Source organism: Sorangium sp. So ce124, from assembly GCF_051525235.1.
GTDB lineage: Bacteria > Myxococcota_A > Polyangia > Polyangiales > Polyangiaceae > Sorangium > Sorangium atrum.
In genome coordinates this window covers 7,034,505-7,060,680 of the sequence record NZ_CP150312.1, presented here as the reverse complement: position 1 = coordinate 7,060,680, position 26,176 = coordinate 7,034,505, and the positions used below count along the sequence as shown (strand labels likewise).

Here is a 26,176-nt window from a genome sequence, read left to right as displayed (position 1 = left end):
CGCCCGCAGGTTGTTCGGCAAGAAGCGCGGCAGAACGCCGCGGAGCTGAATAGCCGATCCTGACATGCCGACAGGTGGAATCTAGCCGGCCTGAAGAACATCGGCCCGAGGGCACAGGTCCTGTGCCCGGCCGGGCGCTAGGCCGAAGACTCCCTCCGGGCTCGGCGCCACACGAAGGAGAGAGGACCGTGAAGAACGAGATCGCTGGCATCCGCATCCCTGACAGCCACCTGGCCGCGGAAGCGACCGAGCTCGCGCGGGACATGTCGGCGCCCTTCCTCTTCAACCACGTCATGCGCACGTACATCTTCGGCGCGCTGCTCGCGAAGCGGCGCGGGCTCGAGCTCGATCTCGAGCTGTTCTACCTCGGGGCGGCGCTCCATGACCTCGGCCTGGCCGAGAGGTTCCGGGGCCCGGAGCGGTACGAGGTCGAAGGCGCAAACGCGGCGAGCGAGTTCCTCAAGCAGCATGGCGTGCCCGAGGAGGCGATCGGCGTCGTGTGGGACGCGATTGCGCTGCACACCGTGAGGGGGGTCCCGGCGTACAAGCGGCCCGAGGTGGCGCTGCTCCACGTCGGAACCATCATGGACATCACTGGCAAGGACCTGAAGGAGCTCTCTGCGGACGAGGTGGATGAGGTGCTCCAGGCTTACCCGCGCCTCGATTTCAAGCGCGCATTTCCGCAGGCGATCGCTGACATGCTCGCCAGCAAGCCCGAGACGGCCTTCTACAACTTCACGGCCGACATCGCCGAGCGCCTGATCCCGGGCTTCCATGCCCCCAATTTCTACGACGTGATCCTGGCGGCGCCGTTCAAGGAGTGACCGGACCCAGCGCGTTGAGATCTGCAGTCAGTCAATCACACCCTCGGCGGCCCGCTCGTCATCGATCGCTGTCTCCGGCGGGATTTCTGGCGCGCGGAGCTAGATCTTCTCCCAGCGCCTGCTCTCGGCGGAACGGAAGAGCGCGTCGATGACCCGCATGTTGCCGACCGCGACCTCGATCGAATTCTCGACGGGGCCGCCCGTGCGGATGGCGCGCGAGAACGCCTCGCTCTGCAGGTGGTACTGGTCGACGACGGGGAACGAGGTGACCTTGGCCGAGCTGCAGTTCAGCGTCGAGCCGTCATCGAGGAAGATCTTGCACGGCTGGTCGGCGGGGGCGTTGAACGGGATCTCGATCTCGATGCGACCCTTGGTCCCGAGCGCGTTCACGCGCTGGTAGGCCACCGCCTGCGTGCTGCACGTGAAGGTCAGGTGCGCGCCGCCGTAGTCGAGCAGGCCCGAGGTCAAGCGATCGGTGCCGAACTCGGGATCGCGCTCGACGAGCACCATCGCCCGCAGGGGCTCGCGCCCGAAAAGCAAGCGCGACGTGTTCACCGCGTAGCAGCCGATGTCGTAGAGCGCGCCGCCCCCGACTTGTTCCCTGTTGCGGATGTTGGTGGCGTCGCGGTTGAAATACGAGAACGCCGCCTGGACGCTGACCAGCTCGCCGATCCGGCCGCTCCGCACCCACTCCCTGGCCTGCTGCCACTGCGGGTGGTAGCGGATCATGAACGCTTCGGCGATCCGCTTGCCCGTCTCGTGCTGCACGTCGACCAGCGCCGCGGCGTCCTTGGCGCTGAGCGCTATCGGCTTCTCGCACAGGACGTGCTTGCCGGCGCGGGCGGCGCGCGCCGACCACTTCACGTGCAGGTGGTTGGGCAGCGGGTTGTAGACGGCCTCGATCTCCGGATCGTCGAGCAGCTCATCGTAGCTGCCGTACGCCTTCGGGATCCCGAGAGACTGCGCGGCGGCGCGCGCCTTGTCGACGTCGCGCGATGCCAGCGCAGCGATCTCGGTCAGGGGCCCCCGCTTCATGCTGGGCAGGCTGACCTTCAACGCGAAGTTGCTCGCCCCGAGGACGCCCCAGCGCACGGGGGTGATGGATTCGCTCGACTTCGGATCTTGTGCAGATGTGGACATGGGCACCTTGCAGCGCGCGACGCGGGTGGCCGACGGCGCGTCTATAAACGCTCGACGTGAATCGACCCGACGGGTAGGGCCAGGGCCTCGAAGCTGGAAGGAGCGCGCGCGCCCCGCGCGAGGAGCGGAGAGGGCGAGAAGAGGGGGCGGCGCCTCGGAGGAGGTGTCACCGTGTTTCGCGGCGTACTCTGCCTTGTACAGAACCGCCTTGATCCAGCCCCTGCATCGGACAGGCTTGCTGTCCTTTGGCGCCGCAGCCGAAATCCTTCCCGTCGGCAACCGATGCAGGGACGTCCGCCGTCTCGCCCGCGGCCCACGCTGCGCCCGCAAAGCCGCCTGCAAACCCGCATGCAAAGCCAGTGCCGACGCTCACCATCACGGCACCTATCAGCTTCACGCTCATCCACATCCGACGTCTCCTGGTCAGGGAGGGGGCAAGCTCGGCCGCATGATCGCAGCTCGGACACAGATTGTGATCGTTCACATGGCTGGGTCAATCAAAAATTGACCGACGCGCAGCCACGCTCGGCCTCGAGCGACGCGGGCGGCGACGCGTGGCGGTGGCCGGCCGCCGCCACGCGTGAGCTGTCCTACGAGCCTGGCTTCTGCGAGGCTGTAGGTTTCACGGAGCCTGGATGGTGCTGTTGCGCAGCACCGGCTCGGCCTCGACCAGGATGCGTGCGGCTCTGGAGGGCCCCGCCAGCGTCGTCCCAGCTCGGGATGAGGGGGCCCGGGTGCCGGTCGATTGGCGTTGACTCCTGAAATGTGATCGTTCACATTCGGCTCAGGGGTATCCTTTCGCTTCGCCCTCGGTGGGCGTCATGCGCGCCGAGACCTTCGTCTTCTGATCGGTTCCGGTGTCGATTCCATTCGTTCGGCAGTCGCGGAAGCGATTGTCGATCGATGGTGCTTGGCGTTTCGCCAGAGGCGATTCACCAGAGGCCACGACAAGCTTTGCTGATTCGACGGCTGTCGTGAAGCCCTAGGTGCTGTCAGCTGGAATTTTCTCGGGAGCCCGGCGAGGCGGCCGGATGGCAACTTCGGGGGCGGCGTAACCTAGGTTGCGGCGGGCCATGCCTCAGCCCCTCCTCGGGCGCAGCAGTGTCATCACAGCGGCCTGGTCCGGTATCAGGTGCTCCAGGTTCCCGTCATGCCGGGCGAGCTTGGCTCGGCGATACGAGCACCTGTTCCGAGGCATGGTCGCGAGATGTGGGTTACCGCGCGTCGTCATCCCCTTGCATTGTCGGAGAGCAAGATGAAGAAGCCGTCGTGGCACGAGCTCCGTTCCTCAAAAGAGATCGCCGCCGTTTGCGCGCTCGCGTTCGCGGCCGCGTGCACGGGCGCGCTGGGTGACCCGACGGAGGGCGCTGGGGCATCCTCCAGCGGGGGAGATGGAACGTCGCCGGACTCGGACCCGCCGCCGTTCCAGCCCGCGGCAGGGATGCTGCGCCGCTTGACGAGAACGCAGTTCCGGAACGCCGTGCGCGACATGCTGGGCGTCGAGGTCGATATCAATCAGCTCGACGCCGACAGCTGGAACGGGAATTTTGCGGTCATCGGCGCATCGACCGTCGTGACCTCGGAGCGAGGCGTCGAGCAGTACCACGCGGCCATCGAGAGCGCCGTCGACGCGGTGTTCGCGGATCGCGCGAAGCGGGACCAGTTCATCGGCTGCGCGCCCAGCGGCGCGGAGAACGACGCTTGCGTGCGTGGCTTCCTCCAGACGCAGGGGCTTCGAGCGTGGCGGCGCCCGCTCGAGACCGCCGAGCTCGACCGGCTCGCGGCCGTCGCCGCGAAGGCCGCGACCGAGCTCGAGAGCGCCGTCGAGGGGGCCCGCTGGGCGACCGTGGCCCTCTTCACCTCTCCGAACTTCCTGTATCGCCCGGAGCTCGGGGCGCCGAGCGCCGACGGGTCGCTTCGCTTGACGGGCTACGAGATGGCGTCCCGGCTCGCGTTCCTGTTGTGGAACAGCCTGCCGGACCAGGAGCTGCTCGACGAGGCCGCGAGCGGGGCGCTCGGAACGGTGGAGGGGATACGCGCGGCGGCGACGCGGCTGCTCGAGACGCCTGCCGGGCGCGAGGCGGTCGGCGCCTTCGCCGAGGAGTACATGCGGCTCGATCGGATCGGCACCCAGGCAAAGGACTCGGGGCTCTTTCCGGAGTACAACCCGGCGCTGCAAGCGGCGATGGTCCGCGACATGCGAGGCACCTGGGAGGTCCTCGCGTTCGACGATCAAGCGAGCGCGCTCGACCTGTTCTCGACCACGAAGGTCGTCGTCAACAGCGACCTCGCCCAGCTCTACGGTCTCGACACCGCCGGCCTCGGCTCGGGCGCCTTCGAGATCCGCTCGTTGCCCGCGGACGGCCCGCGCATCGGGATCCTCAGCAAAGCGGGCTTCCTCTCGCAGTTCGCGAACCAGAAGGAAGGCTCTCCCACCTTGCGCGGCAAGTTCATGCGCGACGCCCTCATGTGCACGCCCATCCCGCCGCCGCCCGGCGACGTCGCTCTCGAGCTCCCGGAGCCGCCTGCGGACAAACCCCTCACGAAGCGTCAGCGGCTCGAGAACCACCGGACCAAGCCCGCCTGCGCCGGCTGCCACTCGTACATGGACCCGCTGGGGCTGCCGCTCGAGACCTTCGACGCGATCGGCCGCTTCCGCACCACCGACCACGGCCTGCCGATCGACCCGAGCGGCGAGTTCGACGGGCAGCCGGTCGCCGACGCGCGCGCGCTCGGCCTGACCCTCAGCGCGGACGCCTCCGTCGCGGAATGCCTCGTCCGCAAGTACTACACGTATGCAGCGGGTCACGAGGAGAGGAAGGTGGACGCGAGCGTGCTGAACGCGCTGACCGCCTCGTTCGAAGGGTCGGGGTACAAGCTGCGCGAGCTGGTCCTCGACGTTGTGACCAACGACGCTTTCTCGTCCGTCGCCCCCCAACCCTGATCGCAGGTACCCCAATGACGAACAAAGCCTTGAACCGACGAACTGTTCTCCGGGGCATTCTGGCGACGGGCGCCGCCGTCACGATCCCGCTCCCCTTGCTCGAGATCATGCTGAACGAGAGCGGCACGGCGCTCGCGCAGACGAAGACCCCGGTCTCGCCGCTCTACGTCACGTGGTTCTTCGGGAACGGCACGCTTCCCGGTCGCTGGAAGCCGACGCGCACGGGCTCCGGTCAGGCCTGGGACCTCAGCCCCGAGCTCGAGCCCCTCGCGGATCTCAAGTCGTATCTCACGGTGATCAGCGGCCTCGAGAACAAGCTCGTGGTCTCTGGCTCAGAGCACCCCACGGGGTCGGCGGGGGCCACGACCGGCGCGCCGCTCAGCGGGAACGCCGTGCGGGCCGCGTCCATCGATCAGGTCGTCGCGAACGCCATCTCGGCGGGGGCGCCATACCGCTCTCTCGAGGTGGGATTGACGCCGGCGACGCCGGGCGGCGCTCCGGACTCGCTGCATACCGTCTCGCACAAGGGGCCCAACGCGCGCAACAACCCGGAGTTCGATCCGAAGGCCGTGTTCAATCGATTGTTCATGAGCGGCTTGCCCGAGCCCAGCGACGACGGCGCGGCTCAGGCCGCGAAGATCGCGAACGTGCGGAAGAGCGTGCTCGACTCCATCCAGCAGGACGGCGCGAGCCTGAAGCAGCGGCTCGGGGCGGCCGACAGGCATCGTATCGACGAGCACCTCGAGTCGATCCGCGCCATCGAGCAGCGCCTCGAGACCATGTCGTCCGGCGGCGGTGCGGCCGCAGCGTGCAAGAGCCCGACGGCCCCCACCGTCGGCAAGGATTCGCAGAGCGAGGCGCCCCCTGCGGTGAACGCCGCCATGGTCGAGCTCTCGGCGCTCGCGCTCGCGTGCGAGAGGACCCGCGTGCTCTCGTTCATGTTCTCGCTGCCCGCCGCGCACGTCTACTACCGGCACCTCGCGCAGGACATGAACGACGACTTCCACGACACCATCTGCCACGGAGATGCCGGGGATCAATCGAGTCAGCCTCGCGTCGACAAGGGTGTGATCTACACGATGCGCTGCCTGAACGAGTTCTTGACGAAGCTCAAGAACACGCCGCACGGCAGCTCGAACCTGCTCGACAGCTCGCTCGTGTACGTCACGTCCGACACCGCGTGGGGCAAGGTGCACACGAGGACGGAATGGCCGGTGCTCTTCGCCGGGAAAGCCGGAGGGCGGCTGCGCGGCGACGAGCATCGCAACTTCCCCGGCGACAACCTGAGCAAGGCGCTCCTGACGGTCGCCCAGGTCATGGGCGTGAACGTGACGGAGATCGGCATCGACGCGGGGCGGGTCACGTCACCGCTCGCGGGCATCCAGGTCTGAGCGCGGCGTCGCGGCGCCTGGAAGAGGCGCTCGCCGACCTGCCCGCGCCGACGTATCGTCCCCAACGTTATCATCCCCAACGTAGGATACTGGTTCTATGAACTCGATTTCATCGTTCGCTACAGCGCGGCTCGTCTGCGCGAACCGCACCGCCATCGATGACCCCGGTCCGAGTCCCGATACCGTGGGGATGCGGAGTATATGCGCAACGCCGGCGATGGCTCTGCTTGCGCTGCTGCTTACGGTCGCCGGATGCAGCAGCACCGAGACGGGCGGCGCGGGGGGAGCCGGGGGAACCGGGGGAGCAGCGCCGGGCGATTCCGGTACGCATGACGCCGCGTCGGGCTCGGGCGGCGGCGGCGGCTCGGGTGGCGACGGTGGCTCCGGCGGCAGCGGTGGCTCGGGCGGCGGCGACTCGGGCGGCGGCGGCTCGGGCGGCGGCGGTGGCTCGGGTGGCGGCGACGCCGCTCCCGATCTCGCAAGTTATGCGAGCGGGTTGGACAAGCTGTTCGTCGATGCCCCGTGTGACCCGTCGACGCCCTTGCCGCTGGCCTCCATGGCGACGTGCAATCATCTGCCCAACACCCAGCGCATCGAGAAGCAGGTGATCTTCGGCGGCGATCCGGGCACAACGTACTCGGTCAAGCTGCGGGTGCGCGGGATCTGGGAGCCGACGGACATCCAGGGAGGGGAGATGCCCATGAAGCCGTTCATGATCGGCGGCAGAGTCGGCCCCAACGACGCCATCAACTACCAGCAATATTCGATCGAGGTGAGCGAGCCGCGCCAGACGTACTGGCTGAACAATTACCAGTACCGCGCTCACGACATTCACAAAGAGGACTACGAGGCGACGATCCAGGTCAACGGCGGCGCCATGGTCAAGGTGGTGATGAACGACGGCAACGAGCGCCAGATCGCCAACTGGACCAAAGACTATTTCGAAGGGCTGCCGCCGTACGATACGGCGCCGACCACCGGCCAGATGCTGCGCCTGGACGTGGTGTCGGTGAGCAAGTAGGGCGCGCCGGGGCCCGACGGCCTCGCTCGGCCCATGATCTCGTCGGCGTCCTGAGGTGCAGTGCGGCCCGGGACGCGCCGTGCTCCGGCTGCGGACAGCTTTTGAGCACGCGCTCGCCCACACCGCGTCGCGGAGAGGGCACCGCGCGCACCATGGGCGCCAGGAGAGACCTGTTCGACGCCCGGCGCGCAGCGGCGAGCCAGAGCCTCGAGGCGGCCCAGCAAGCTGATCGAGGAGGCGGAGCAACCTGTTGGAGCTCGATGAGCTCCAACAGGTTCGGCCCGCTAGCGAACTGCCTTCAACAGGCCGAGGCGGTACGGGAGCTGCGAGTATTCGCCGCCCGAGCTCGGGTTGCGTCCTTGATACAGGAACTGCAGATTGCAGGTGTCGAGCGTCGCGGTTTCGTCGTTGCCGTCGCGCACCAGCTCGCCATGGCTGACGTCGTCGGTCCAGTCAGCCACGCCTGACGCGTAGGTGACGTTGTTTTGACCTGCGAACGGCGCGTTCCAGGTATGCGCGAGCGGGGTCCACGCGCCGTCGAGGCGATCCGCGGTGAACGAGCGATAGAACCTGGCGCCCGTCGGGCCGATGGCCTCGATCACGGTCAAGTACTTGTTCATGCCCTTGATCTTGTACGTGGAGCTCCCCTCGAACAGATTGTTGCGATTCGAGTCCTGAAGGGCGACCGAGACCGGGCCGAATCCGTTCGGGAAGTTCTGCAGGGTGGTCTGGCTGCGGTACATCCGACCGTCGTCGCCGGTGAAGAAGAGGTAACAATTGGCGCTGTCGCAGATCGCCCAGTAATCGATGGGCAGGCTGGGCATGCCAGCGGGCGTGGACGCGAAGAAGTTCTGGGGTCTGGTCCAGGTGTCCGGGCGGCTCGGGTCGCTGGTCGTGGAGAACTGCGGCGGCTGCGATTGATAGATGAGGTACCACTTGTTCTGAGGCCTGAAGAAGAACATCTGCGGCGCGCACCGATAGCCGCTGAAGCCGGGCGTGCGATCCATGTAGTATTGCGACGCGGACGAGGCCTGGGACCAATCGGTGAAGTTCAGGTAGGTCATCTGCCAGTTCCCGGCGGTGTTCGCCGTGGTGGCGTAGATGTGCCATCGGTCGTTGAAGAAGGAGACCGTCGGATCTTTGATGGACACGATATTGTGAGTCGAGTCGGACTTCGGGCTTACCAGCATGCCGCTCGACTGCCAGCGGAAGGTGGTGGGCAAGCCGCAACCTTCGCCGCCGCCGCCGCCGCCGCTGCCGCCGCTGCCGGCGCTGCCGCCGCTGCCGCCGGTTCCGCCGCTGCCGCCGGTTCCGCCGCTGCCGCCGGCTCCGCCGGCTCCGCCGGCTCCGCCGGTGCTGCTGCTGCTGCTGCTGCTGCTGCCCGAGCTCACGGGTGTGATCCGGAACTGCTGGTTGGTCCCGCCGTTCGACGCCCATTGAACCAAGGCGGTGCCGTCGGCGGTGCCGCGTCCGTAGACGTCCAGGGACTTGCCGCTGTTGCGTGCGGCGAGGCGCACGACGCCGCTGGAGACGTCGGTGAACGACCACTGCTGGTTTTCGCCGGTCCAGCAGGAGTATTGCTGGATGCGGGCGCCATCGCTGGTGGAGGCGCCGGCGACGTCCATGCAACGGTTGCTGTTGACGTTGCGGATGCGATAGTAGCCGCCGCCTGCCGACTCCATGCGGAACTGCTGGCGCGTCGAGCCGTTGCAGCTGGCGATCTGCAGGGCCGCTGCGTCCGCGGTGCTGCCTCCAGCCACTTCGACGCATTTCCCGCTCTGGACGCCGACGAGCGTGTAGGTCGCCGCGGTATCGATGGTGACGCCTTCGGCCAGCGCATCGAACTCGTGACCGTCCTCATCGAGCTGCTCGGCGGAGACGCACCCAGCCGTGGCGGCGAACGTCGCGAGCAGCGACCATCGCCTGAATCGGATTTTCATCATCATCCCCTCTGTTCAAAGGTATACGAAGCGGGAGGTAAGGCACATTGGAAGGCGCCCGGGATCGGCTGCGCAAGCTCGGCCCTACGGGGAGACTCCGTGGAGCCGCGACCGAGCGGACGAGCCTGCGCAGCGATCACCTGACGCGCGGATCTCCGTGGACCGCGCGTCAGCGCGTTCAGCGTCCCAGGTAGCTCATCAGCCAGGACATGGCGGGCCGCATCTGGCCGCTGCTGCTCATGAGCCCTGAGTTGGTCACCCACGTCTGGCCGCTGATGTACCCCCACAGCGTGATGCCTTTCACGCTCGGATGGTCGTAGAACATGGGGAACTGGCTCTGCATCACGTTGAGCTGCTGCGTGTCGTTCGCCAGGTTGATGTCGTACTCGGTGATGTAGACCGGTAGACCGGTGCCGGCGAGTTTGTCGAGGAAGCCCTTGACGGTGCTGGTGTTGAGCTTGTACGCGTCGTGAGCTTGAGCTCCGATGCCATCGATGGGAGCCCCTGCCGCCCGGATCCGATTGACGATGTTGATCGTGTTCTGATTGTCACCGCTGTACTCGATGTTGTTGTAGTCGTTGAGCAGCAGCTTGGCGTTCGGGCAGTACTGCCGCGCCCACTTGAACGCTTGCACGATCCAGTCGTAGCCGCTCGAGCCCGCGCCGCCGAGGGCGTTCATGTACGCCGGGGTGGTGTGCGGGGGCGGCTCGTTCACGACGTCGATGATGGCGACGTCCGGGTAGCGCTGGCAGAACGCCTGGATCCACTCTTCCACCTCGGCGCGCTGCTCGCTCTGCGACAGACCGCCAATCCAGCTCGGCTGCTGGGCGCCCCAGATCAGGGTGTGGCCCTTGTAGGGAATGCCCTTCTGGCGAGCGTAATCCCGGACTCGGTCCATGCCGGCCCAGTTCATGACGTCCCGCGTGGGCTCGACGGAGCCCCACTTGCCCTCGTTCTCCGGGCTGATCTGGTTCCAGTACCGGGACAGATCCGATCGCACCTGCCCGCCGGTGGTGATGTTACCGACGAACTTGCCGCCGCCGCTGCTGCCTCCGGCTCCGCCGCTGCCGCCGGCGCCCCCGCTGCCGCCGGTGCCGCCGCTGCCGCCGGTGCCGCTGCTGCTGCTGCTGCTGCTGCCCGAGCCCACGGGTGTGATCCGGAACTGCTGGTTGGTGCCGCCGTTCGACGCCCATTGAACCAAGGCGGTGCCGTCGGCGGTGCCGCGTCCGTAGACGTCCAGGGACTTGCCGCTGTTGCGTGCGGTGATGCGCGCGACGCCGCTGGAGACGTCGGCGAACGACCACTGCTGGTTTTCCCCCGTCCAGCAGGAGTATTGCTGGATGCGGGCGCCGTCGCTTGTGGAGGCGCCGGCGACGTCCATGCAACGGTTGCTGTTGACGTTGCGGATGCGATAGTAGCCGCCGCCTGCCGATTCCATGCGGAACTGTTGGCGCGTCGAGCCGTTGCAGCTGGCGATCTGCAGGGCCGCTGCGTCCGCGGTGCTGCCTCCAGCCACTTCGACGCATTTCCCGCTCTGGACGCCGGCGATCGTGTAGGTCGCCGCGGTATCGATGGTGACGCCTTCGGCGAGATCATCGAACTCGTAGCCGTCTTCATCGATCTGCTCGGCGGAGATGCAGGCGCCGAGCGCGAGCGTGGCTAGCAGGGGCCATCGTTCAAATCGCATTCTCATGAGGTTCTCCTGTACCCAAGGGCGCATGTCGTAGGCCGTGGCGTGAAGCGGCCCCTTGGGCGCATACATAAGTTGTTACTATGACGTCGCTTCTTCATGGGGCGGGCGTGCGGGTCGCCGTGGAGACGAGACCTCGCGCCCAGCGCTGCTGAGGCGCGACCGCGACGTTCGCGGGCTCACCATCACGATGGCCGAGCGAACCCAGCCGATGCCGAGATCGATCGGCTGGCGAAGGTCTCGGTGCGCATGACCGCCCTTCCGAAGCGAAGCAAAAGAATACCGACGGGCGTCAATGTGAACGCTCACAACCAGGATGTCAATCCAAGAAGGCTGTTGAGCGAAGGCGGCCCTGTCGATTCATGGGTAAGTTGTTGATACGGTGTCGCTTTTTCAGAGAGGCCGGATTGCATGGCAAAATGTTCTGTCAGCACAGGTCAACTCTCGCAGTTGGGACTTGACATCTCCGAAGGGGTTGGACTTTCCTCTCCCTCTCTACACTGGACCTCCTTGTCCCACACCGGACCTCCTCTCCCTCCTACATTGGGCTTCCCTCTCCCCCAACAAGCGCGAGCTGCGCCGCGCGCTCCGGTGGGGGACAGCCGCGCTGTCGGCGGCTCTGCTCGCCGCCACGCATGGGCGCGCCCGCGGCGGGAGGGTAGGATCGCGGAGGATGGAGCCCGTCGTTGCACTGATGATCCTCCTGGGAATCACGGGGCTCGCGGGGGGCTTCGGGGAGGCGCGGCATCAGGCGAGGCGGGCCGCCGAGGCCCGCTGGCGGCTCGCCCGGCCGATCTGGCAGCGCGCCGCGGGCCTGGTCGGCGGCAAGTTCAAGTCAGGGCCGGATGCATGGGGAGACCCCCGAATGCAGATCTCCGTGGTGTGCGAGAACGTCTCGCTGCTCGTCGACCACGACATCGATCACGACGACGTGTCCGTCGCGCGGTACCACACCCGCATCACCGGCACGGCGCGGAACCCGTCGGGCCTCAGGCTCCGCGTCCACGAGCAGCGGCTCCGCAGGTCGAGCGGCGGGCCTTTCCGGGCGCGGCGGGTGGACGTCGGCGATCCGGCGCTGGACGGCGCCTTCGTCGTCAGGGCCAGCATCCCGGCGCTCGCGCGCTGGTGGCTCACGCCGCCGCTGCGCGAGGCGCTCCGCGCGGCCGCCGGCTACCAGCTCACGCTCGAGTCGCACCGGCTCACCGCCGTCCGCGCCGGGCTGGAGGACGACGCCGAGAAGCTCGCGAGCGCCATCCGCGCCGCCGCGCTCGTCGCGGACCGCGGCCGCGCGCTCGCCAAGGAGCTGCGGGCGCTCTCGCAGGGGCTCGGCGGGCGCCTCCTGTCCGGCGCGGGCACCGCCTCGTCCGAGGGCGGGATGACCATCGAGCTCGAGCACCGCTCCAGGCTCTTCACCGTCGAGTTCGGCCGGGTAGGGGAGAAGGGCGCGTTCGGCACCCGCGTCCGCGCGGCCCGCGCCGCGTCGCCCTCGGAACGATTCACCCTGAGGCGCCGGCCCGGGCGCGGCCCGCCCCGGGGCGCGCTCGATCCGTCCGGCGACGACGCCCTGCCGCGGGCCTACGAGCTCCTGGCGGAAGCGCCAGACCGGGTGGCTCAGCGCCTCGGCGACGAGCTGCGGCGCGAGATCGCCGCGCTCCGCCCGGCGTCGGTCACGGGCGATGACGCCGCGGTCACGCTGGTCTTCGGCCACCTCGAGACGGGGCGCGAGCGGATCGAGCGCGCGATCGCGATCGTCTCCGCGCTCGCGGCGCCCGAGCCGCGCGGGCCCTATCGCTGATCGCCGCGCGACGCGCTCGAGGTCGGCGGGCGTGATAGATCGTACGCCCGCAGCATGAAGGCCCAGCTCGACATCCCGGCGCCTCCTTCGCGCGCGTCCGCCCGGGGGCGGAGAGGGGCAGAAGGATGAGCGCCGCGCGGGAGGATCCGACGACGCTGGTCCGCACCCGGCGGCGCGCCGACGCTGGCCACGCGCCGCGGCCGTTCCTCTTCCTCGTCCTGCAGTGCCAGCGGCCGATGGATCCGCCCGCACGGCTCCCGCTCGACGGCGTCGACGAGGTCGGGTTCGGGCGGGGCCCGGCGCGCTCGATCGGCCGGCGGATCGAGGGTGATAGGGCGATCCTCGACGTGCGCCTCGAGGACGGCTGGGTGTCGTCGCGGCACGCGCGGATCACGCGCGAGGGCGGCCGGCTCCGCCTGGAGGACCTCGGCTCGACGAACGGCACGTTCGTGAACGGCGTGCCGCAGCGGAGCGCGCTCCTGGCCGAAGGGGACCTGATCGAGCTCGGGCACACGTTCTTCCTGTTCCGCGAGGCCGCCGCGCCCGACGAGCCTGCGGGCGGCGCGACCCAGGCGGCCGATCAGCCGTTCGGCCTCGCCACCTTCTCACCCGAGCTGTCCGAGCGCTTCGCCTCCCTCCGGGCCGTCGCGCCCGCGCCCATCCCCGTCGTCCTCCAAGGCGAGAGCGGCACCGGCAAGGAGGTCGTCGCGCGCGCCGTCCACGCGCTTTCGGGGCGGCCCGGCCCGTTCGTCGCCATCAACTGCGGCGCGCTGCCCGAGAGCCTCATCGAGTCCGAGCTGTTCGGCCACAAGAAGGGCGCCTTCTCCGGCGCGGCCGAGGACCGGCCCGGGCTCATCCGCGCGGCCGACCGCGGCACGCTCTTCCTCGACGAGATCGGCGACCTGCCCGCGGCGTCGCAGACGGCGTTCCTGCGCGTGCTGCAGGAGTCGGAGGTCGTCGCGGTGGGCGCGACGCGCCCCGTGAAGGTCGACCTCCGCGTGGTCGTGGCCACGCACCGGGACCTCCCGGCGATGGTGGAGCGCGGCGACTTCCGGGGCGATCTCTTCGCGCGCCTCTCGGGCTTCGTGCTCGAGCTGCCCCCCCTGCGCAGGCGCCGGGAGGACCTCGGCCTGCTCATCGCCGCGCTGCTCCGCCGCGCCGCCCCGGACCGGGCCGCGTCGATCTCGCTCGGCTGCGAGGCGGCGCGCGCGCTCCTCCTGCGCGAGTGGCGGCTCAACGTCCGCGAGCTGGAGAAGTGCCTGGCGACCGCGATCGTGCTCGCGGGCGGCGGCCGGGTGGAGCTCGATCACCTGCCGCCTCCTGCGGTCCTCCCGCGCAGCGGCCCTGCGCCCGAGGCCCCGAAGCCCGAGGCCCCCCAGCCCGGCGAGCCGCAGCGCTCCGACGAGGAGGACCGCCGGCGGGAGGCGCTGATCCGCCTCTTCCGCGAGCACCGCGGGAACGTCAGCGCGGTGGCGCGGGCGATGGGCAAGGGACGGACGCAGATCCACCGGTGGATCGCCCGCTATGGCATCGAGCCAGGCGACTACAGGGACGGGTGAGCGCGCGGCCGGGCGGCCTCGGTGCAGCCGCCGCTCAGGGACAGAGCGCCGCGTCGCCGGACAACACGCCGCCGGGCAACAACGGCGCGAACGGAGAGAACGGAGAGTTCCGGACGACATCCGACGGGTGGTTGAGGAACACCGTGATCGGGTGGGGCCATGTGCCCCCGCCTCCATCGCACTGCTGGAAGTCCCTGTCGCCGTCCACGAGCCCCCCGTCGTCGACGGAGCATTGGTGGAGCGGCGGACAGCTCGTGACAGCGTACGATTCGCCGCAGGCGCCGACCGAGGTCGCGACGCAGTCCATCTCGCCCTCGGCGCCGGCGCAGAGGCGTTCCGCCACGTACGCGGCGTGATCGGTCCAGTATTCACCCGTGCAGGCGAAGGCGTGCCGATAGATGGCCTGCCCGGAGAACTCCTCGGGGGTCGGAGCAGGGTTGAATTCGCCGTTCTCTTTCACCTCGTTCATCCCCACCTTGAGACGGGGATGGAGGGGCTCATTGCCCCAAAGATTCCCGTAGAACGCGCCCTCGCGCCAGCCGAAGACGTCGGCCTCCGCCGCCGGATACACAGCGGCGCGGAACGTCGCCTCGACAACGGAGATGGCGCCGGGCGGCGGCGGGGGGCTCGGTCGCGGGCGGCTCCCCACGCTGAAGTGCCGGTTCTTCTGGAGCGCCGCGGCGCCGCTCCCGGCCGGCGCGGGGAGGCCGGCGCGGCCGCTCGTCCGCGGGCCGCTCATGAGGCTGAAGTAGGCGCTGGAAGGGCAGACGAAGCGGAGCGCGGGCTCGGCGCGCCCGCCGCAGCGCACCTCGCTCGAGTCGATTCGATCGGGTGAGCCGGCCTCGCAGCCGCGGATACCGCTGCAGACGCGAAGCACCGTATCGCTGACGGGCAGCCCGACGGCGCTCGCTGCGTCGTCGGCGCAGTCGGTCACGGGCGCCTCGCCGGTCGCGATGAACACGGTCGATCCCGGGGTGCAGGAGCCCACGTGCTCGGCCGTCCATCCACAGCTGCGCGACGCGCCCTGGGAATCGATCATGCACCGCCTGAAGCTCGGAATGGTGTCCCCGTCCTCCGTGCTCGTCACCACGCGGACGGAGGGCGCCGGCGTGAGGAGCCCCGGCCGGTGCTCCGGGAACGCCTGGCCCCGCATCGAGACGGTGATCGAGCGGCCCATGGCGTTCACGAGCGAGAGCATGCACGCCGAGACGAGCTGCTGGCACTTCACCCCCACCGGGCCCGCGGCCCAGGCAGGGCAGATCCCGATCTTGCCGTCGAACGTGAATTCCTCGCCTGTCGACGTGTCGGTGTACGACACGCTCTGGCCCACCTCGAGGGCGCAGGCGACGAGATAGCCCATCACCTCGCGCGTGGGCTCGTGGCGGAGCTGGCGTTGGAGCACGGGATAGGGGCCTGCGTCCGCGTAGCTCTCGGTCGCGAGCGGGACGGACACCATGACGGGATTGGCACGCGGGTTCGTGATCAGCGCGTTGCGGGTGAGCGCCTCGGCGGAGAGGCCGTTGCCCCAGACGCCCTGCACCGCGTCCGCGAACGCCGCCACCGCAGCGCTGGTGCCGGCCGACCCGCCGCTGGCCGACCCGCCGCTGGCCGGCCCGGCGGCCGACGCGCTCGACGAGCTGCCGCTCCCCGCCGGCGCTGCGCGCGGCGGCCCGTCGAGCGGCGAGGCGTCGTCGCCGACGCCGACGCCGGCGCAGCCCGCGCCGGCGCAAGAGAGCCCGAGACAGAACACAAGCAGCCCAGGGATCCGGTAGATCATCACGCGGTCAGGTTCCTTTCTCTTCCTGGCGAGCCGGATCATCGGTTCACGCTTCGCCGCTCGATCCAGGCGAGAGGCCCGGCGGGAGGAGCGCGCGCTCGATCTCGTCGAACCGCTGCTCCCAGAAGCCCGCCGAGTCCGCCCTTGCGTCCCGCACGAGCGCCAGCGCCTCGCCGGCGGCGCCCGCCCGGAGGGCCGAGAGGGCCGCGCTGTGCAGCGCCTCGGCGTGCTCATGAAGGATCGCGGTATGCCGCGCCTCCTCCACGAGCGCGCGCCATGCCGCAGCGTCGAACCGACCGGCTGCCCGGTCGTCCAGCGCCTGTTGCACCAGGCGTGCCAGCGTCCGGGCGCAGGGGGTGAGGTTGGGTTCGGGGAGGCTCGCGCGGGCCTCGGCCAGGTGGCGGGCCGCCTCGTCGTGCTCGCCGCGGGCGATGTGGATCCGGGCGAGGAGGAGGACATCGTCCGGCGAAGGGCGCTTGTTGAAATAGCGCCGCTGGAGCTCGAGGCTGCGGCGCGCGAGCGGGAGGGCCTCGTCGGGCGCGCCCAGCCAGTACCGCAGCTCCGCCAGGTTCAGCGTGGCCCAGCGCTCGAGCTGGGCGTGGCCGAGCTCGCGGGCGAGGCGGACGGCCTCCCGCTGGTCCGCGACAGCGCGCCCTTCCTCCCGCCGCTTCACCCACATGAAGACGCGGTTGATGTACGCGGTGCACAGGTGGAAGACGTCGCTGGCGCGCAGGCAGGCCTCGACGACGGCCTCGGCGTGGCGCTCGGCCTCGTCGAGCCGGCGGGCCATCGAGAGCGACGCGACGAGCACCAGCCGGGCGATGACGTGCGCCTCGTGGTCGCCGACGGCGAGCGCGCCGCGGGCGGCCCGCTCCAGCTTGGGGATCCCCTCGTCGACGCGCTGGTCGCGGCAGTCCGAGCGGCCGCCCGCGAGCAGGCAGCGCGCGTCGAGGCGCGCGTCGCCGAGGCCGGCGCACAGCTCGGCGGCGCGCGCCGCGATCGCCGCGGAGGCGGGGAAGTCCTCGAGCCAGTCGAGCGCTGTCGCCTCCTCGAGGAGGAGCTCGGCCGCGCGGGCCCTGTCGCCTGCGGCCTCGGCCAGCGCGCGGGCCGCGCGCAGATCGGCGAGCGACTCCTCGAAGCGCTGCAGGCGGTAGCGCGCCCGGCCTCGGCCCGCGAGCGCGCGGCCGCGGGCCTCGGGGTCGTCGCGCTCGAGGAGGCCGACGAGGCGCAGGGCCGCGGTGAAGCGCTGCTCGGCCTCGACGACGTCGTGCCGGGCGAGCGCCTCGTCCGCGAGCTCGGCGTGCGCCGCCGCCGCCGCGGCCAGGTCTCCCGCGGCGGCCGCGTGCCGCGCGATGCGGGCGCGCGCCCTGGCGGCGCGCGGCGCGCCGAGGAGGCCCTGGAGCACGGCGGCGTGCAGCGCGCGGCGGCGGGCGGGCGGGATGCGCGCCTCGACGGCCTCGCGCAGGAGCGGGTGCCGGAAGGCGTAGCGCGGCGGCGACGCCGAGAGCGCGACGAGCACGCCGGCCCGGGCGAGGCGCGCGAGGCCGACGCCGGGGTCCAGCGCGCCGGCGCCGGCCGGCGGCGCGTCGGCGGCGCGATCCAGCGCGCGCAGGGCGGCCTCGATCTCGGCCGGGGAGAGGTCGTCGCCGAGGATCGCCGCGCGCTCGAGCAGGTCCACGAGCGGCGGCGGCAGGGCCGCGAGCGCGCGCGCGGCGAGGCGCTCGCCGAGCGGCGCGGCCGACAGGGAGAGCAGCTCGTCCGGAGCGAGCGTCCAGCCCTCGCCGCCCCGGGCGCGCTGGATCGCGCCGCCGACGCGCAGCGCGCACGCCACCTCCACCAGGTCGCGCGGGACGCCGCGCGCCAGCGCGTGGAGGCGATCGAGCACGGCGCGGGGGACGAACTCGACGGGGCGGAGGTGATCCTGGAGCAGCGCGCCCGCGGCCTCGGCGTCGAGCGGGCCGAGGTCGAGGGTCACCCGGCGGGCGGCGCGCTCCCCGAGCCCCGGACGGAGCGACGCGATCGAGGGCCGCGCGGCGAGCACGATCGCGAGGCCCGCCGCGCTGCCCTCGGCCGTGGCGAGCTCGATCGCGTCGAGCGCGGACGCGTCGGCGCGGTCGGCGTCGTCGAGCAGCAGCGCGATCGGCGCGGCGGCCGCGAGGGCGGCCGCGAGCGCGCGGGCCTCGGCGTGGCGGCGCGCGCCCGGCGCCTCCAGGAGCGGCGCGGCGGCCGGGTCTGCTGGGGCGAGCTGCCCAAGGGCGAGCCCGACGGCTGGCCAGGCGCGCGCGGCCTCCGTCGCGCCGAGCCGCTGGACGAGCGCCTCCCGGGCGCTCGCGTCGCGCTCGCCGCTGGCCGGCAGATCCAGGGCCGCGCGCAGGAGCGCGACGAACGTCGCGCCGTGCTCGGCCGCCTCTGGCCGGAGCGCCGCGGCGGCGTGCACGGCCGCGCCGCCGGCGTGGAGCGCCGCCGCGAGCGCGGCGAGGAACCGGCTCTTGCCGTGCCCTTCCGCCCCGAGCGCCGTGACGAGCGCCGGCCCTCCACAGGCGAGCGCCTCCTGCGCGGCGGCGAGGGCTGCGGAGAGCGCCGCATCGCGGCCGCGCAGGGAGGTCTCGCCGGGCTCGTCGGGGGGCGCGTTGCGCGGCTCGGGGGCCACATCGCGCGGAGGGGGCGGGGTAACGTGCGGGCTGTCGGCGAGCGCGCGCCGCGCTTCGGCCGTGAGGATCGCCGGCGGCAAGGCGTCCGCGTCGCCCGGGCCGGCCCCCCAGGCCTCCGCGTTCTCTAGCGCGGCGCCCGCGAGCGTGACGCCGTGCGTGCCCGCGCGCACCCGGAGCGGAGCCAGGTGGACCGCGAGGGGCGGCTCCGCTGCGCCGGCCTCGGCGAGGCGCCGGGCGACCCGCGCCGCCGCGCGCACGCCGTCGCCTGGCGCTTCGGCGGCGGGGAAGGCGAGCACCATGCGCTCCCCGCGAAAGCGCGCCAGGATGCCGCCTTCGGCGCGGGCGATGTCGACGAGCGCGTCCGCGCGCTCCCGCGTGCGCAGGGCGAGCAGCGCCACCGCCCGGCGCAGGCCGGGTATGGGAGCGGGCGCGTCGGATCGGCCTTCGGCGATGTCCGATCGGCCCTCGGGGATGTCGGATCGGCCTTGGGACGTGTCGGATCGACCTGAGGACGCGTCGGATCGGCGTCTGGGCGCGTCGAATCGGCCTTTGGCGATGTCGGATTGGCCTTGGGACGTGTCGGATCGGCCTTTGGCGATGTCGGATTGGCCTTGGGACGTGTCGGATCGGCCTTTGGCGATGTCGGATTGGCCTTGGGACGTGTCGGATCGGCCTTTGGCGATGTCGGATTGGCCTTGGGACGTGTCGGATCGGCCCGCGGGCGCGCCGGAGCAAGCCGCGCGCTCCCAGGACGGGGCGACGCGCGCTTCGAGCGACGCCGCGAGCGCGCGCGCCACGTCGCTCGCGCGGGCCGGGCGGGCCTCTGGATCCTTCGCGAGGCAGCGGAGGACGGCCTCGTCGGCGCCCTCCGGCAGCGGCGCGAGCGACGAGGGCGGGTCGGGGCGGCGCGCCACGTGGGCCTGCCGCACCTCGGCCGCCTCGCCGACGAACGGTGGCCGCCCGGTGAGCAGCTCGAAGATCATCGCGCCGAGCGCGTAGATGTCGGCGCGCGCGTCGACGGCGCGCGCGCCGAGGCACTGCTCCGGCGCCATGTACGCCGCCGTCCCAAGGACCGCCCCGGTGCGCGTCAGCTCGGGGCCGAGCGCCGCGGGCGCGGCGCCGTCGGCGCGCGCCCGCGTCGCCAGGCCGAAGTCGATCAGCGCGACGTCCCCGCCCGGCCGCAGCCACACGTTCTCGGGCTTGAGATCGCGGTGCACAAGCCCGCCGTCGTGCACCGCGTCCAGCGCGGTCGAGAGCGCGCGCACGATCGCCGACGCCTGCGCGATCGGCATCGCGCCGGCGCCCGGCAGGTCCGCGAGGAGCCGCGCGAGCGAGCAGCCCTCGAGCCGCTCCAGCACGAGGAACGGGCCGAGCTCTCCCGAGCGCCCGCGGCCGAGCAGCGCGGGGACCAGCGGCGGATCGAGGCGGGCGAGCGCCGCCGCCTCGCGCGCGATCCGGCCGTCGTCCTGCCGGCGCGCCACCTTGAGCGCCACGGCGCGGCCGTCGCCCTCGCGCGTCGCCGCGTAGACGCGCGCGAACCCCCCTTGCCCGAGCAGCCGCTCGATACGGAACCCTTCGATGCGGAGCTTGGGCACCGGCGGCGACGGATCCCGCTCGAGCGCCTCGTGCTCGCGCTCGTCGGCGCTCGTCACCGACCATGGGGCCAGGGGGTGCGCCGGGCACGCGGCGCCGGCCCGCCCTGGGAGGCGGCGATGGCACTCGGAGCAGCGCATGGGGCGCGAGTATACTGGGGTAGGGTGCCATGCGGCCGCCTGCCGAGCTCAACCAGGACGAGACAGCCGTCATCTCGGGCCGACCGCTGGAGCTCGAGGCGAGCGCCGCCGGCGACGCGCTCCCCGCCGGCGCGGTGGTCGGTGGTTACGTGCTCGACGACGTGCGGCTCGGGGGCGGCTTCGGCGTCGTGCACCGCGCCGTCCCGGTCGGGGGCGGCGCGCCGGTCGCCCTGAAGGTCCTCCGCCGCGGTCTGTCGCTCCTGCCGGCGATCCTCCGGCGCTTCCAGCGGGAGGCGGAGGTGCTCGCGCGGCTCAGGCACCCGGCGATCGTCGAGGTCCGCGGCGTGGGCGCCCTGGACGACGGCCGGCCATACATCGCGATGGAGTGGGTCGAGGGCCGGAGCCTCGCGGCCGAGCTGCGCGCGCGAGGCGCCTTCTCGCCGTCCGAGGCGGCCGCCCTGCTCGAGGAGGTCGGCGGCGCGCTCGCCGCCGCGCACGCGATCGGCGTCGTGCACCGCGACGTGAAGGCCCAGAACGTCATGGTCTGCCCTGGTGAGCGCGGGCCCGGCGCGCCGGGCGTGAAGCTCGTCGACTTCGGCATCGCCAAGCTCCTCCGCCCGCGCGACGTCGATCGCGCGCGCGGCGGCAACAGCAGCAGCCTGATCGTCGGCACGCCGCTCACGATGGCCCCGGAGCAGATCCTCGGCGGCGCGGTGGACGCGCGCACGGACATCTACGCGGTGGGCCTGCTCGCCTACCAGCTCGTGACGGGGGAGCTGCCGTTCCAGGGCGCCGATGCGGTCGAGACCGAGGAGATGCACCTGCGTTCGCCGCCGCCCTGCCCGAGCGACCGCGCGCCCGTGTCGGCGGCGTTCGACGCGGTGGTGCGCCGCTGCCTCGCCAAGGAGCCGGCGGACCGGTACGCGGGCGTGCCCGAGCTGCTCGCCGCCCTGCGCCGGGCGGTCGGCGCGCCGGGCCGAAAGAGCGCGGCGCCCGCGGCGCGCTCGCCGGCCGACGCTCGCCTCGCGGGCGCGTGCGGGCAGGGGCAACGCGCGCCCGAGGGGCCATGCGCCGCGCTGCTCGTCGAGGCCCGGCTCTCGGCGCCGGACGACGCCGACGACGAGGCGCTCGCCGACGTGGAGCGCCTGGTGCAGGCGGCGCGCGCGGCGCTCGTCCGGCTCGGGGCGACGCTCGTGGTCGAGAGCGCCGACGCGCTGCTGGCGGCGCTGCCCGCGCCGTACGATCGCGCGCCGGAGCGGGCGCTCGGCTGGGCCCTCGAGCTCTGGGCGGAGCTCGGCGCGCGGGCCGGCGCGAGCCCCGAGGTCCTCCCGCGCCTCGCGCTGCACGCGGCCGAGCCCGAGGCGCTGCGCGGCTGGGCGCCCGCCGCGACCGGGGCGGGCGTGTTCGTGACCGGCGCGTTCGCCGAGGGGCTCGCCGGGGAGGGCGGGGAGGGCGGGGAGGGGGAGGGGGAAAGCGAGCGTGCGCCGCTCCGGGGCGAGGGCGGTGCGCTGCGCCGGGTGGCGCCGTGAGCGCCGCGGCCTGATACGGGCGCGCGCTGACACGGCCCCTGCCAGGTGCTGGTCAAATTTGAACAGGGAGACGGGAGGCAGGGAGAAAAATCTTAGTAAATCTCCCTGTCCCCCCCGTCTCCCTGTGATCTTTCTCGGGCAAAGTTGACCACCACCCCCTGCCACAGGGGTGCCACAGGGCGATGTGACAGGGGACAGCCGCTGTGGCAGGCAGGCCGCCTGCGCGGCGCGGAGCCGTCCTGCCGCCAGCATGGCGACGGCCGCGAGGAGCGCGTCGCCTGCGCGTCGCTCCCAGGCGATCGGTGGGAATGGCCCTCGGCGGGCGCCGCGAGGCCGCCGGCGCCGCGCGCTGGCAAGGCGCTTGCGATGGGGCTCCGCCGCGAGGCGCCGCCGCGGCCGCGCCGCTCCAGGCGGGCTGCGCGGCTGGCTGCCTCCGGTTCGACAACAAGACAGCTCAAGAGAGCTGAGGAGATCTCGTCATGCGCATCGTTCGCTCTGCGTTCCCCCTCGTCGCCCTGTTCGCCGCCGGCTGCGCCGTCGAGGCGGCCGACCCTGAGCTCATGGAGGACGCCCCGTCCCTCTCGGAGACCTGGACCGTCAGCAACGCCGCGGTCAACGTGCGCTGGGACTCGGGCCTGAACGCCAACCTCTCGGCCTGGGAGTACATTCACTGCCACCTCGATGATGGCGCTGGGTTCATGTTGACCGACCTCAGCGCGTTCCAGGAGCCCCTCACCGAGCCTGACGAGTTCATCGCCAGGATGTCCGGCGTGTGCCGGGAGTTCGACCTCCTGCTGCCAAACCTCCCGCGGACCGGCGCGATCGACCCGGAGACCATCTTCTCGTGGCCGGGCGGCTTCCGCGCCGGCGCGCTCGGCACCGCCATCCCGGTCGCCAACTACCCCACGGGTCTGCAGCTCAAGGTGGACGGCGCCAGCACCTATGTGAAGGACGTCCGCATCAACTACGCTCCCAGGAACGCGGCCAATACGGCCCTCGACCTCGCCTCGTCCTCCCACACGAGCTATGCGATCGGGTATGCCGGGAACAACGTGACCCTGAGCTGCCCGGCCCAGCAGGTGCTGACGGGGCTGGATCTCAGGTACGACACCGTCGAGGGGAAGATCCGGGTCCTGGAGATTCACTGCAGAGCGCTGCAGCCCTGAGGGGGCCAGCGCTGTCGCGGCGAGTCGCACCGGGGCCTCTCCACCGGCTGATCCCGATCGCCGCCGCGCGCCCTTCCGCCCGCGGCGTTCCAGGAGGCTGAGGGAACACCCGTTGACGACGGCGTGGCGCGACCATCGCAGCCTTCATCCCCAGGGTATTTCACGAGGGCCCCGGGGTTCCGTCGAAGGCGGCGCAGCCGGCGACATTCATGATCGCCGCCTTGACCGACGTGTCGTCGTCATGGACGATACCGCGCTTGCGGTCGACCGTAGTCACGAGAGATGGTTGAAGGGCTCCTGGAGCACGCGGTTGATGCCTGACTCGTAGGACTGTCCCCTCTCGAAGTCGCGTTCTTTCACGCTGGTCATCTCTGTGTCGCCGGGAGGCGACCAGCGACACTGGCGCTTGACGGGCTCAACGTCGAGCACCAGAGCGGACCGATGATGGGTATTCGAACGCGAGAGTGGCTTGGTCGAATGGGACAGTGGGTTGGTCGAATGCGACCATGGGTGGGCGTCGGGCTCCTCGCGGCGCTCATCGTCCTCGGCACGCAGCTCCTCAAGCGGCGCGCAGGCGCTGGATCCCGCTCCGTCGCCACGGTGACGTATGCCTGGATGCAGCGGCCCGGGCCTGATGGGCCGAACGTCAGCGTCGATCTCTACGCGCCGCCGCGCGCGAGCAAGCGCGGCCCGCTGGTCGTTCTCTTGCAGGGGAACGAGCCCTCGCAGCCCGACGAGCGACTCGCCTTCGCTGCGAACGTCGGCGATTCCCTACAACGAAACGGGGTCGCCGCCGCGGCCGTCTCGTTCAACATCCACCAGGGCTACACGCTGCGCGCGAGCGCGGCGGACGTCGCCCGGGTCTTGCGAGAGGTGACCGACGCGCGCAACCCGACGCGCCTGGTCCTCGCCGGTCGCGGCCTCGGGGCGTGGATGGCGTCCATGCTCGCGCTCGATGGGCGGCTCCTCGAGGGGGCCGGCATGGATCCCAAGCGCGTCGATGGGGTCATCCTGTTGCGTGGGACCTACGACCTCGGCGAGGCGGCGCTCGAGGGGCACCCCGACGCGGCGTTCTTCGCGGGCTCGGTCGAAGATCGCAGGGAGTCCTCGCCCATCACGTACGCGCGGGCCGATGCGCCGCCGTTCTTGATGCTGTTCGGCGGGGAGGACGACATCGGCTGGGCGCGCCTCGCTCGCCCCTTCGCGCGCGCGCTCCAGAACGCGGGCGCGCCCGACGTCGACTGCTTCGTCGTCCCGAGGCGCGATGCGCACAGCATCGTGCACTGGGGCGGACGGGGAGACATGGTCGGCGATCTGGTGTTCCCCTTCGTCGCCTCGGGCCTGAAGGACCTCTCCATCGACAACCCCTTCGGCGTGCTCCGCCGCTGGGGCGCACGGCCGCCGTTCGACCTGTCGGCGCTCCGCAAGGATCCCCGGGCCATCACCACCTACCCGGTCGACGCCGCGCTGCGGGAGACGATAAGCGGCCTCCTCGGCAAGGGGGGGCTCGAGCGCTACCCCTTGCCCGGCAAGACGTATCAGGCCATCGATCTGCTCGCCTACCTGGACGGGCGGCCGAAGTCCGAGGTGGGCGAAGGGGACTGGCTGGTGGTCTCGAACCTTCGGGGCGAGCAACAGTACTTCTCGCGCGAGGTGCTGAAGAAGGCGCAGGCGGTCATCGTGGTCGGGCTCGACGATGAGGACAATCTCTACCGCATCGTCGACTTCTACCGGCTGAAGCGCGCCTACTCGTGGATCAAGGGCGAGGAGCCAATGCCCATGATGATCCGGCCGCTCGGCGCGTTCCTGCACTTCCGGGCGCCGCTGCCCGCGGACCTGGGGAACAAGACCTACGCGGCATTCGGGCTCGATGCGGCGAGCTTTCACTGGGTAGCGAGCGATCCGCTCGCGCCGTTGCGCTCGCTCCCCGGCGGACTGCGCGAGGCGATGATCGGCGAACAAGGGTGCGTCAAGTGCCACAGCTTCGGCGGCGTCGACGCGCGGGCGCACCACGCGCTGGCGCTCGACGGCAAGCCGTACGGCGCGTTCGCGCTGCCGCTCGAGGAGTATCCGAGCGAGGTGCTGCGGCGCTTCTTGTTCGAGCAGGACGCGGTGGCAGCGAGCTTCGGGGTCGTGCCGATCCGGGTGGAGGAGACCGTCGCGCGGCAGCTCATCGACCTGGTGAACCACGAGAAGAGCGAGAAGAAGTAGCGGCCCGGAACCTCAGGGTTCTATCTGTTCATAGAGCGCCTCCGCCCACTCGGCGTGCGAGCGCGCCGAGGGGTGCAGGCCGTCGCCGGCGAGCATCTGCGCCTCCGCCTGCCTGTGCATGAGCGGATACAGGTCCACGTAGCGCGCGCCGGAGGCTCGTGCCTCGTCGCGCAGGACGGTGTTGAAGGCGACGATATCCGCGCCGATCTGCCGCGGATCTCCGAACGAAGCGGCGGCCGGAGAGAGCGACCAGTCGGGCTGCGGGAGCGCCACGATCCGATTCGGCCCGACGCCGGCGTCGATGATCGCTCGGAGGAGCACCCGCACGCGCGATCGGTAGACGTCCGCGCTCCAGCCACGCACGTAGTCGTTGGCGCCCACGGCGAGCGTCACCAACGTGGGGCGAAATGGTGCCACCTCCGGGATCTCCCGCTCTTGCACGTCTTCCGTGGTGTAGCCGTTGACCGCGACGTTCTTGAGGGTTACCCGGCGGCCCTGCGCGCGCCAGAGCTCGGCGAGACGCGAGGGGAACGCGTCGCCCGGCTGGTTCCCGGTCCCTGCCGTGAAGGAGTCGCCGAGCGCCAGATAGCGGATCTCCGCGAGCCCGCCCGTGGGTGCGGCATCCTCGCTGACACCGGTGGGAGCGCTCCGTGAAGAGCTGCCGAGGAGAGTCAAGGCGAGCAGGAGAATCCCACCGAACAGGAGCAGAACCGGCAGGGGGAGCGGGCGGAGAGAGCGCATCAAGAAGGATAGCATCGCTTCATTGCCCGGCTAGATATCCTTCGAATCGCTCCTCGCGGGCTGA

The 26,176-nt window shown here is 71.2% G+C and carries 16 protein-coding genes; 9 read left to right on the top strand and 7 right to left on the bottom strand.

The window, feature by feature from the left end; all coding sequences use genetic code 11:
- Positions 1–188: 188 nt before the first annotated feature.
- Positions 189–824: an HD domain-containing protein gene (locus WMF19_RS26340; protein WP_437892884.1), complete on the top strand. Its 636-nt coding sequence runs from the start codon at positions 189–191 to the stop codon at positions 822–824.
- Between the two features lie 99 nt (positions 825–923).
- Here WMF19_RS26340 and WMF19_RS26335 read toward each other — a convergent pair whose 3' ends face one another.
- Both WMF19_RS26335 and WMF19_RS26330 read right to left on the bottom strand, forming a co-directional pair.
- Positions 924–1,964, bottom strand: coding sequence for a Gfo/Idh/MocA family protein (locus tag WMF19_RS26335; RefSeq protein ID WP_437892883.1), 1,041 nt, complete (start codon positions 1,962–1,964; stop codon positions 924–926).
- Between the two features lie 166 nt (positions 1,965–2,130).
- Positions 2,131–2,367, bottom strand: coding sequence for a hypothetical protein (locus WMF19_RS26330; RefSeq protein ID WP_437892882.1), 237 nt, complete (start codon positions 2,365–2,367; stop codon positions 2,131–2,133).
- Positions 2,368–3,219: 852 nt separating this feature from the next.
- On the opposite strand from WMF19_RS26330, the gene WMF19_RS26325 reads away from it, so the two are divergent.
- From WMF19_RS26325 to WMF19_RS26315, 3 genes are all read left to right on the top strand, one after another.
- Positions 3,220–4,908, top strand: coding sequence for a DUF1592 domain-containing protein (locus WMF19_RS26325; protein WP_437892881.1), 1,689 nt, complete (start codon positions 3,220–3,222; stop codon positions 4,906–4,908).
- 29 nt (positions 4,909–4,937) lie between these two features.
- Positions 4,938–6,299, top strand: coding sequence for a DUF1552 domain-containing protein (locus tag WMF19_RS26320; protein WP_437892880.1), 1,362 nt, complete (start codon positions 4,938–4,940; stop codon positions 6,297–6,299).
- A gap of 97 nt (positions 6,300–6,396) precedes the next feature.
- Positions 6,397–7,320: a hypothetical protein gene (locus WMF19_RS26315; protein ID WP_437892878.1), complete on the top strand. Its 924-nt coding sequence runs from the start codon at positions 6,397–6,399 to the stop codon at positions 7,318–7,320.
- A gap of 284 nt (positions 7,321–7,604) precedes the next feature.
- On the opposite strand, the gene WMF19_RS26310 is transcribed toward WMF19_RS26315, so the two are convergent.
- Both WMF19_RS26310 and WMF19_RS26305 read right to left on the bottom strand, forming a co-directional pair.
- Positions 7,605–9,266 carry a non-reducing end alpha-L-arabinofuranosidase family hydrolase gene (locus tag WMF19_RS26310; protein WP_437892876.1) on the bottom strand — a complete coding sequence of 554 codons (1,662 nt, stop codon included), beginning with the start codon at positions 9,264–9,266 and terminating at the stop codon, positions 7,605–7,607.
- Between the two features lie 172 nt (positions 9,267–9,438).
- Complete coding sequence (locus WMF19_RS26305) at positions 9,439–11,022, bottom strand: endo-1,4-beta-xylanase (protein ID WP_437892874.1); 1,584 nt, start codon at positions 11,020–11,022, stop codon at positions 9,439–9,441.
- A gap of 601 nt (positions 11,023–11,623) precedes the next feature.
- Here WMF19_RS26305 and WMF19_RS26300 point away from each other — a divergent pair.
- The gene (locus tag WMF19_RS26300; RefSeq protein ID WP_437892872.1) at positions 11,624–12,745 is read left to right on the top strand and encodes a hypothetical protein; all 1,122 of its coding nucleotides are present in this window, start codon (positions 11,624–11,626) and stop codon (positions 12,743–12,745) included.
- Between the two features lie 125 nt (positions 12,746–12,870).
- Entirely contained in the window at positions 12,871–14,304 is a 1,434-nt protein-coding gene (locus WMF19_RS26295; protein WP_437892870.1) for a sigma 54-interacting transcriptional regulator, read from the top strand.
- A 34-nt stretch (positions 14,305–14,338) separates the two neighbouring features.
- Here the strand turns inward: WMF19_RS26295 and WMF19_RS26290 are convergent, their stop codons facing one another.
- Together WMF19_RS26290 and WMF19_RS26285 are read right to left on the bottom strand one after the other, a co-directional pair.
- Positions 14,339–16,084, bottom strand: coding sequence for a hypothetical protein (locus tag WMF19_RS26290; RefSeq protein ID WP_437892868.1), 1,746 nt, complete (start codon positions 16,082–16,084; stop codon positions 14,339–14,341).
- Between the two features lie 43 nt (positions 16,085–16,127).
- Entirely contained in the window at positions 16,128–20,465 is a 4,338-nt protein-coding gene (locus tag WMF19_RS26285) for a protein kinase domain-containing protein (RefSeq protein WP_437892866.1), read from the bottom strand.
- Positions 20,466–20,494: 29 nt separating this feature from the next.
- On the opposite strand from WMF19_RS26285, the gene WMF19_RS26280 reads away from it, so the two are divergent.
- From WMF19_RS26280 to WMF19_RS26270, 3 genes are all read left to right on the top strand, one after another.
- A complete protein-coding gene (locus WMF19_RS26280) occupies positions 20,495–21,994 on the top strand; it encodes a serine/threonine-protein kinase (protein ID WP_437892864.1) in 1,500 nt (499 codons plus the stop codon).
- A 479-nt stretch (positions 21,995–22,473) separates the two neighbouring features.
- Positions 22,474–23,160 carry a hypothetical protein gene (locus tag WMF19_RS26275; RefSeq protein WP_437322630.1) on the top strand — a complete coding sequence of 229 codons (687 nt, stop codon included), beginning with the start codon at positions 22,474–22,476 and terminating at the stop codon, positions 23,158–23,160.
- A gap of 498 nt (positions 23,161–23,658) precedes the next feature.
- The gene (locus WMF19_RS26270) at positions 23,659–25,371 is read left to right on the top strand and encodes an alpha/beta hydrolase family protein (protein ID WP_437892862.1); all 1,713 of its coding nucleotides are present in this window, start codon (positions 23,659–23,661) and stop codon (positions 25,369–25,371) included.
- A 12-nt stretch (positions 25,372–25,383) separates the two neighbouring features.
- Here the strand turns inward: WMF19_RS26270 and WMF19_RS26265 are convergent, their stop codons facing one another.
- Positions 25,384–26,112: an SGNH/GDSL hydrolase family protein gene (locus WMF19_RS26265; RefSeq protein ID WP_437892860.1), complete on the bottom strand. Its 729-nt coding sequence runs from the start codon at positions 26,110–26,112 to the stop codon at positions 25,384–25,386.
- Positions 26,113–26,176: the final 64 nt, after the last annotated feature.

What these genes read in the sequence shown, in the direction of transcription:
- WMF19_RS26335 (WP_437892883.1), bottom strand. Translation starts at nt 1,964, where the DNA reads ATGTCCACATCTGCACAAGATCCGAAGTCGAGCGAATCCATCACCCCC.
- WMF19_RS26330 (WP_437892882.1), bottom strand. Translation starts at nt 2,367, where the DNA reads ATGAGCGTGAAGCTGATAGGTGCCGTGATGGTGAGCGTCGGCACTGGC.
- WMF19_RS26325 (WP_437892881.1), top strand. Translation starts at nt 3,220, where the DNA reads ATGAAGAAGCCGTCGTGGCACGAGCTCCGTTCCTCAAAAGAGATCGCC.
- WMF19_RS26315 (WP_437892878.1), top strand. Translation starts at nt 6,397, where the DNA reads ATGAACTCGATTTCATCGTTCGCTACAGCGCGGCTCGTCTGCGCGAAC.
- WMF19_RS26310 (WP_437892876.1), bottom strand. Translation starts at nt 9,266, where the DNA reads ATGATGATGAAAATCCGATTCAGGCGATGGTCGCTGCTCGCGACGTTC.
- WMF19_RS26305 (WP_437892874.1), bottom strand. Translation starts at nt 11,022, where the DNA reads ATGTATGCGCCCAAGGGGCCGCTTCACGCCACGGCCTACGACATGCGC.
- WMF19_RS26300 (WP_437892872.1), top strand. Translation starts at nt 11,624, where the DNA reads ATGGAGCCCGTCGTTGCACTGATGATCCTCCTGGGAATCACGGGGCTC.
- WMF19_RS26295 (WP_437892870.1), top strand. Translation starts at nt 12,871, where the DNA reads ATGAGCGCCGCGCGGGAGGATCCGACGACGCTGGTCCGCACCCGGCGG.
- WMF19_RS26285 (WP_437892866.1), bottom strand. Translation starts at nt 20,465, where the DNA reads ATGCGCTGCTCCGAGTGCCATCGCCGCCTCCCAGGGCGGGCCGGCGCC.
- WMF19_RS26280 (WP_437892864.1), top strand. Translation starts at nt 20,495, where the DNA reads ATGCGGCCGCCTGCCGAGCTCAACCAGGACGAGACAGCCGTCATCTCG.
- WMF19_RS26275 (WP_437322630.1), top strand. Translation starts at nt 22,474, where the DNA reads ATGCGCATCGTTCGCTCTGCGTTCCCCCTCGTCGCCCTGTTCGCCGCC.
- WMF19_RS26270 (WP_437892862.1), top strand. Translation starts at nt 23,659, where the DNA reads ATGCGACCATGGGTGGGCGTCGGGCTCCTCGCGGCGCTCATCGTCCTC.
- WMF19_RS26265 (WP_437892860.1), bottom strand. Translation starts at nt 26,112, where the DNA reads ATGCGCTCTCTCCGCCCGCTCCCCCTGCCGGTTCTGCTCCTGTTCGGT.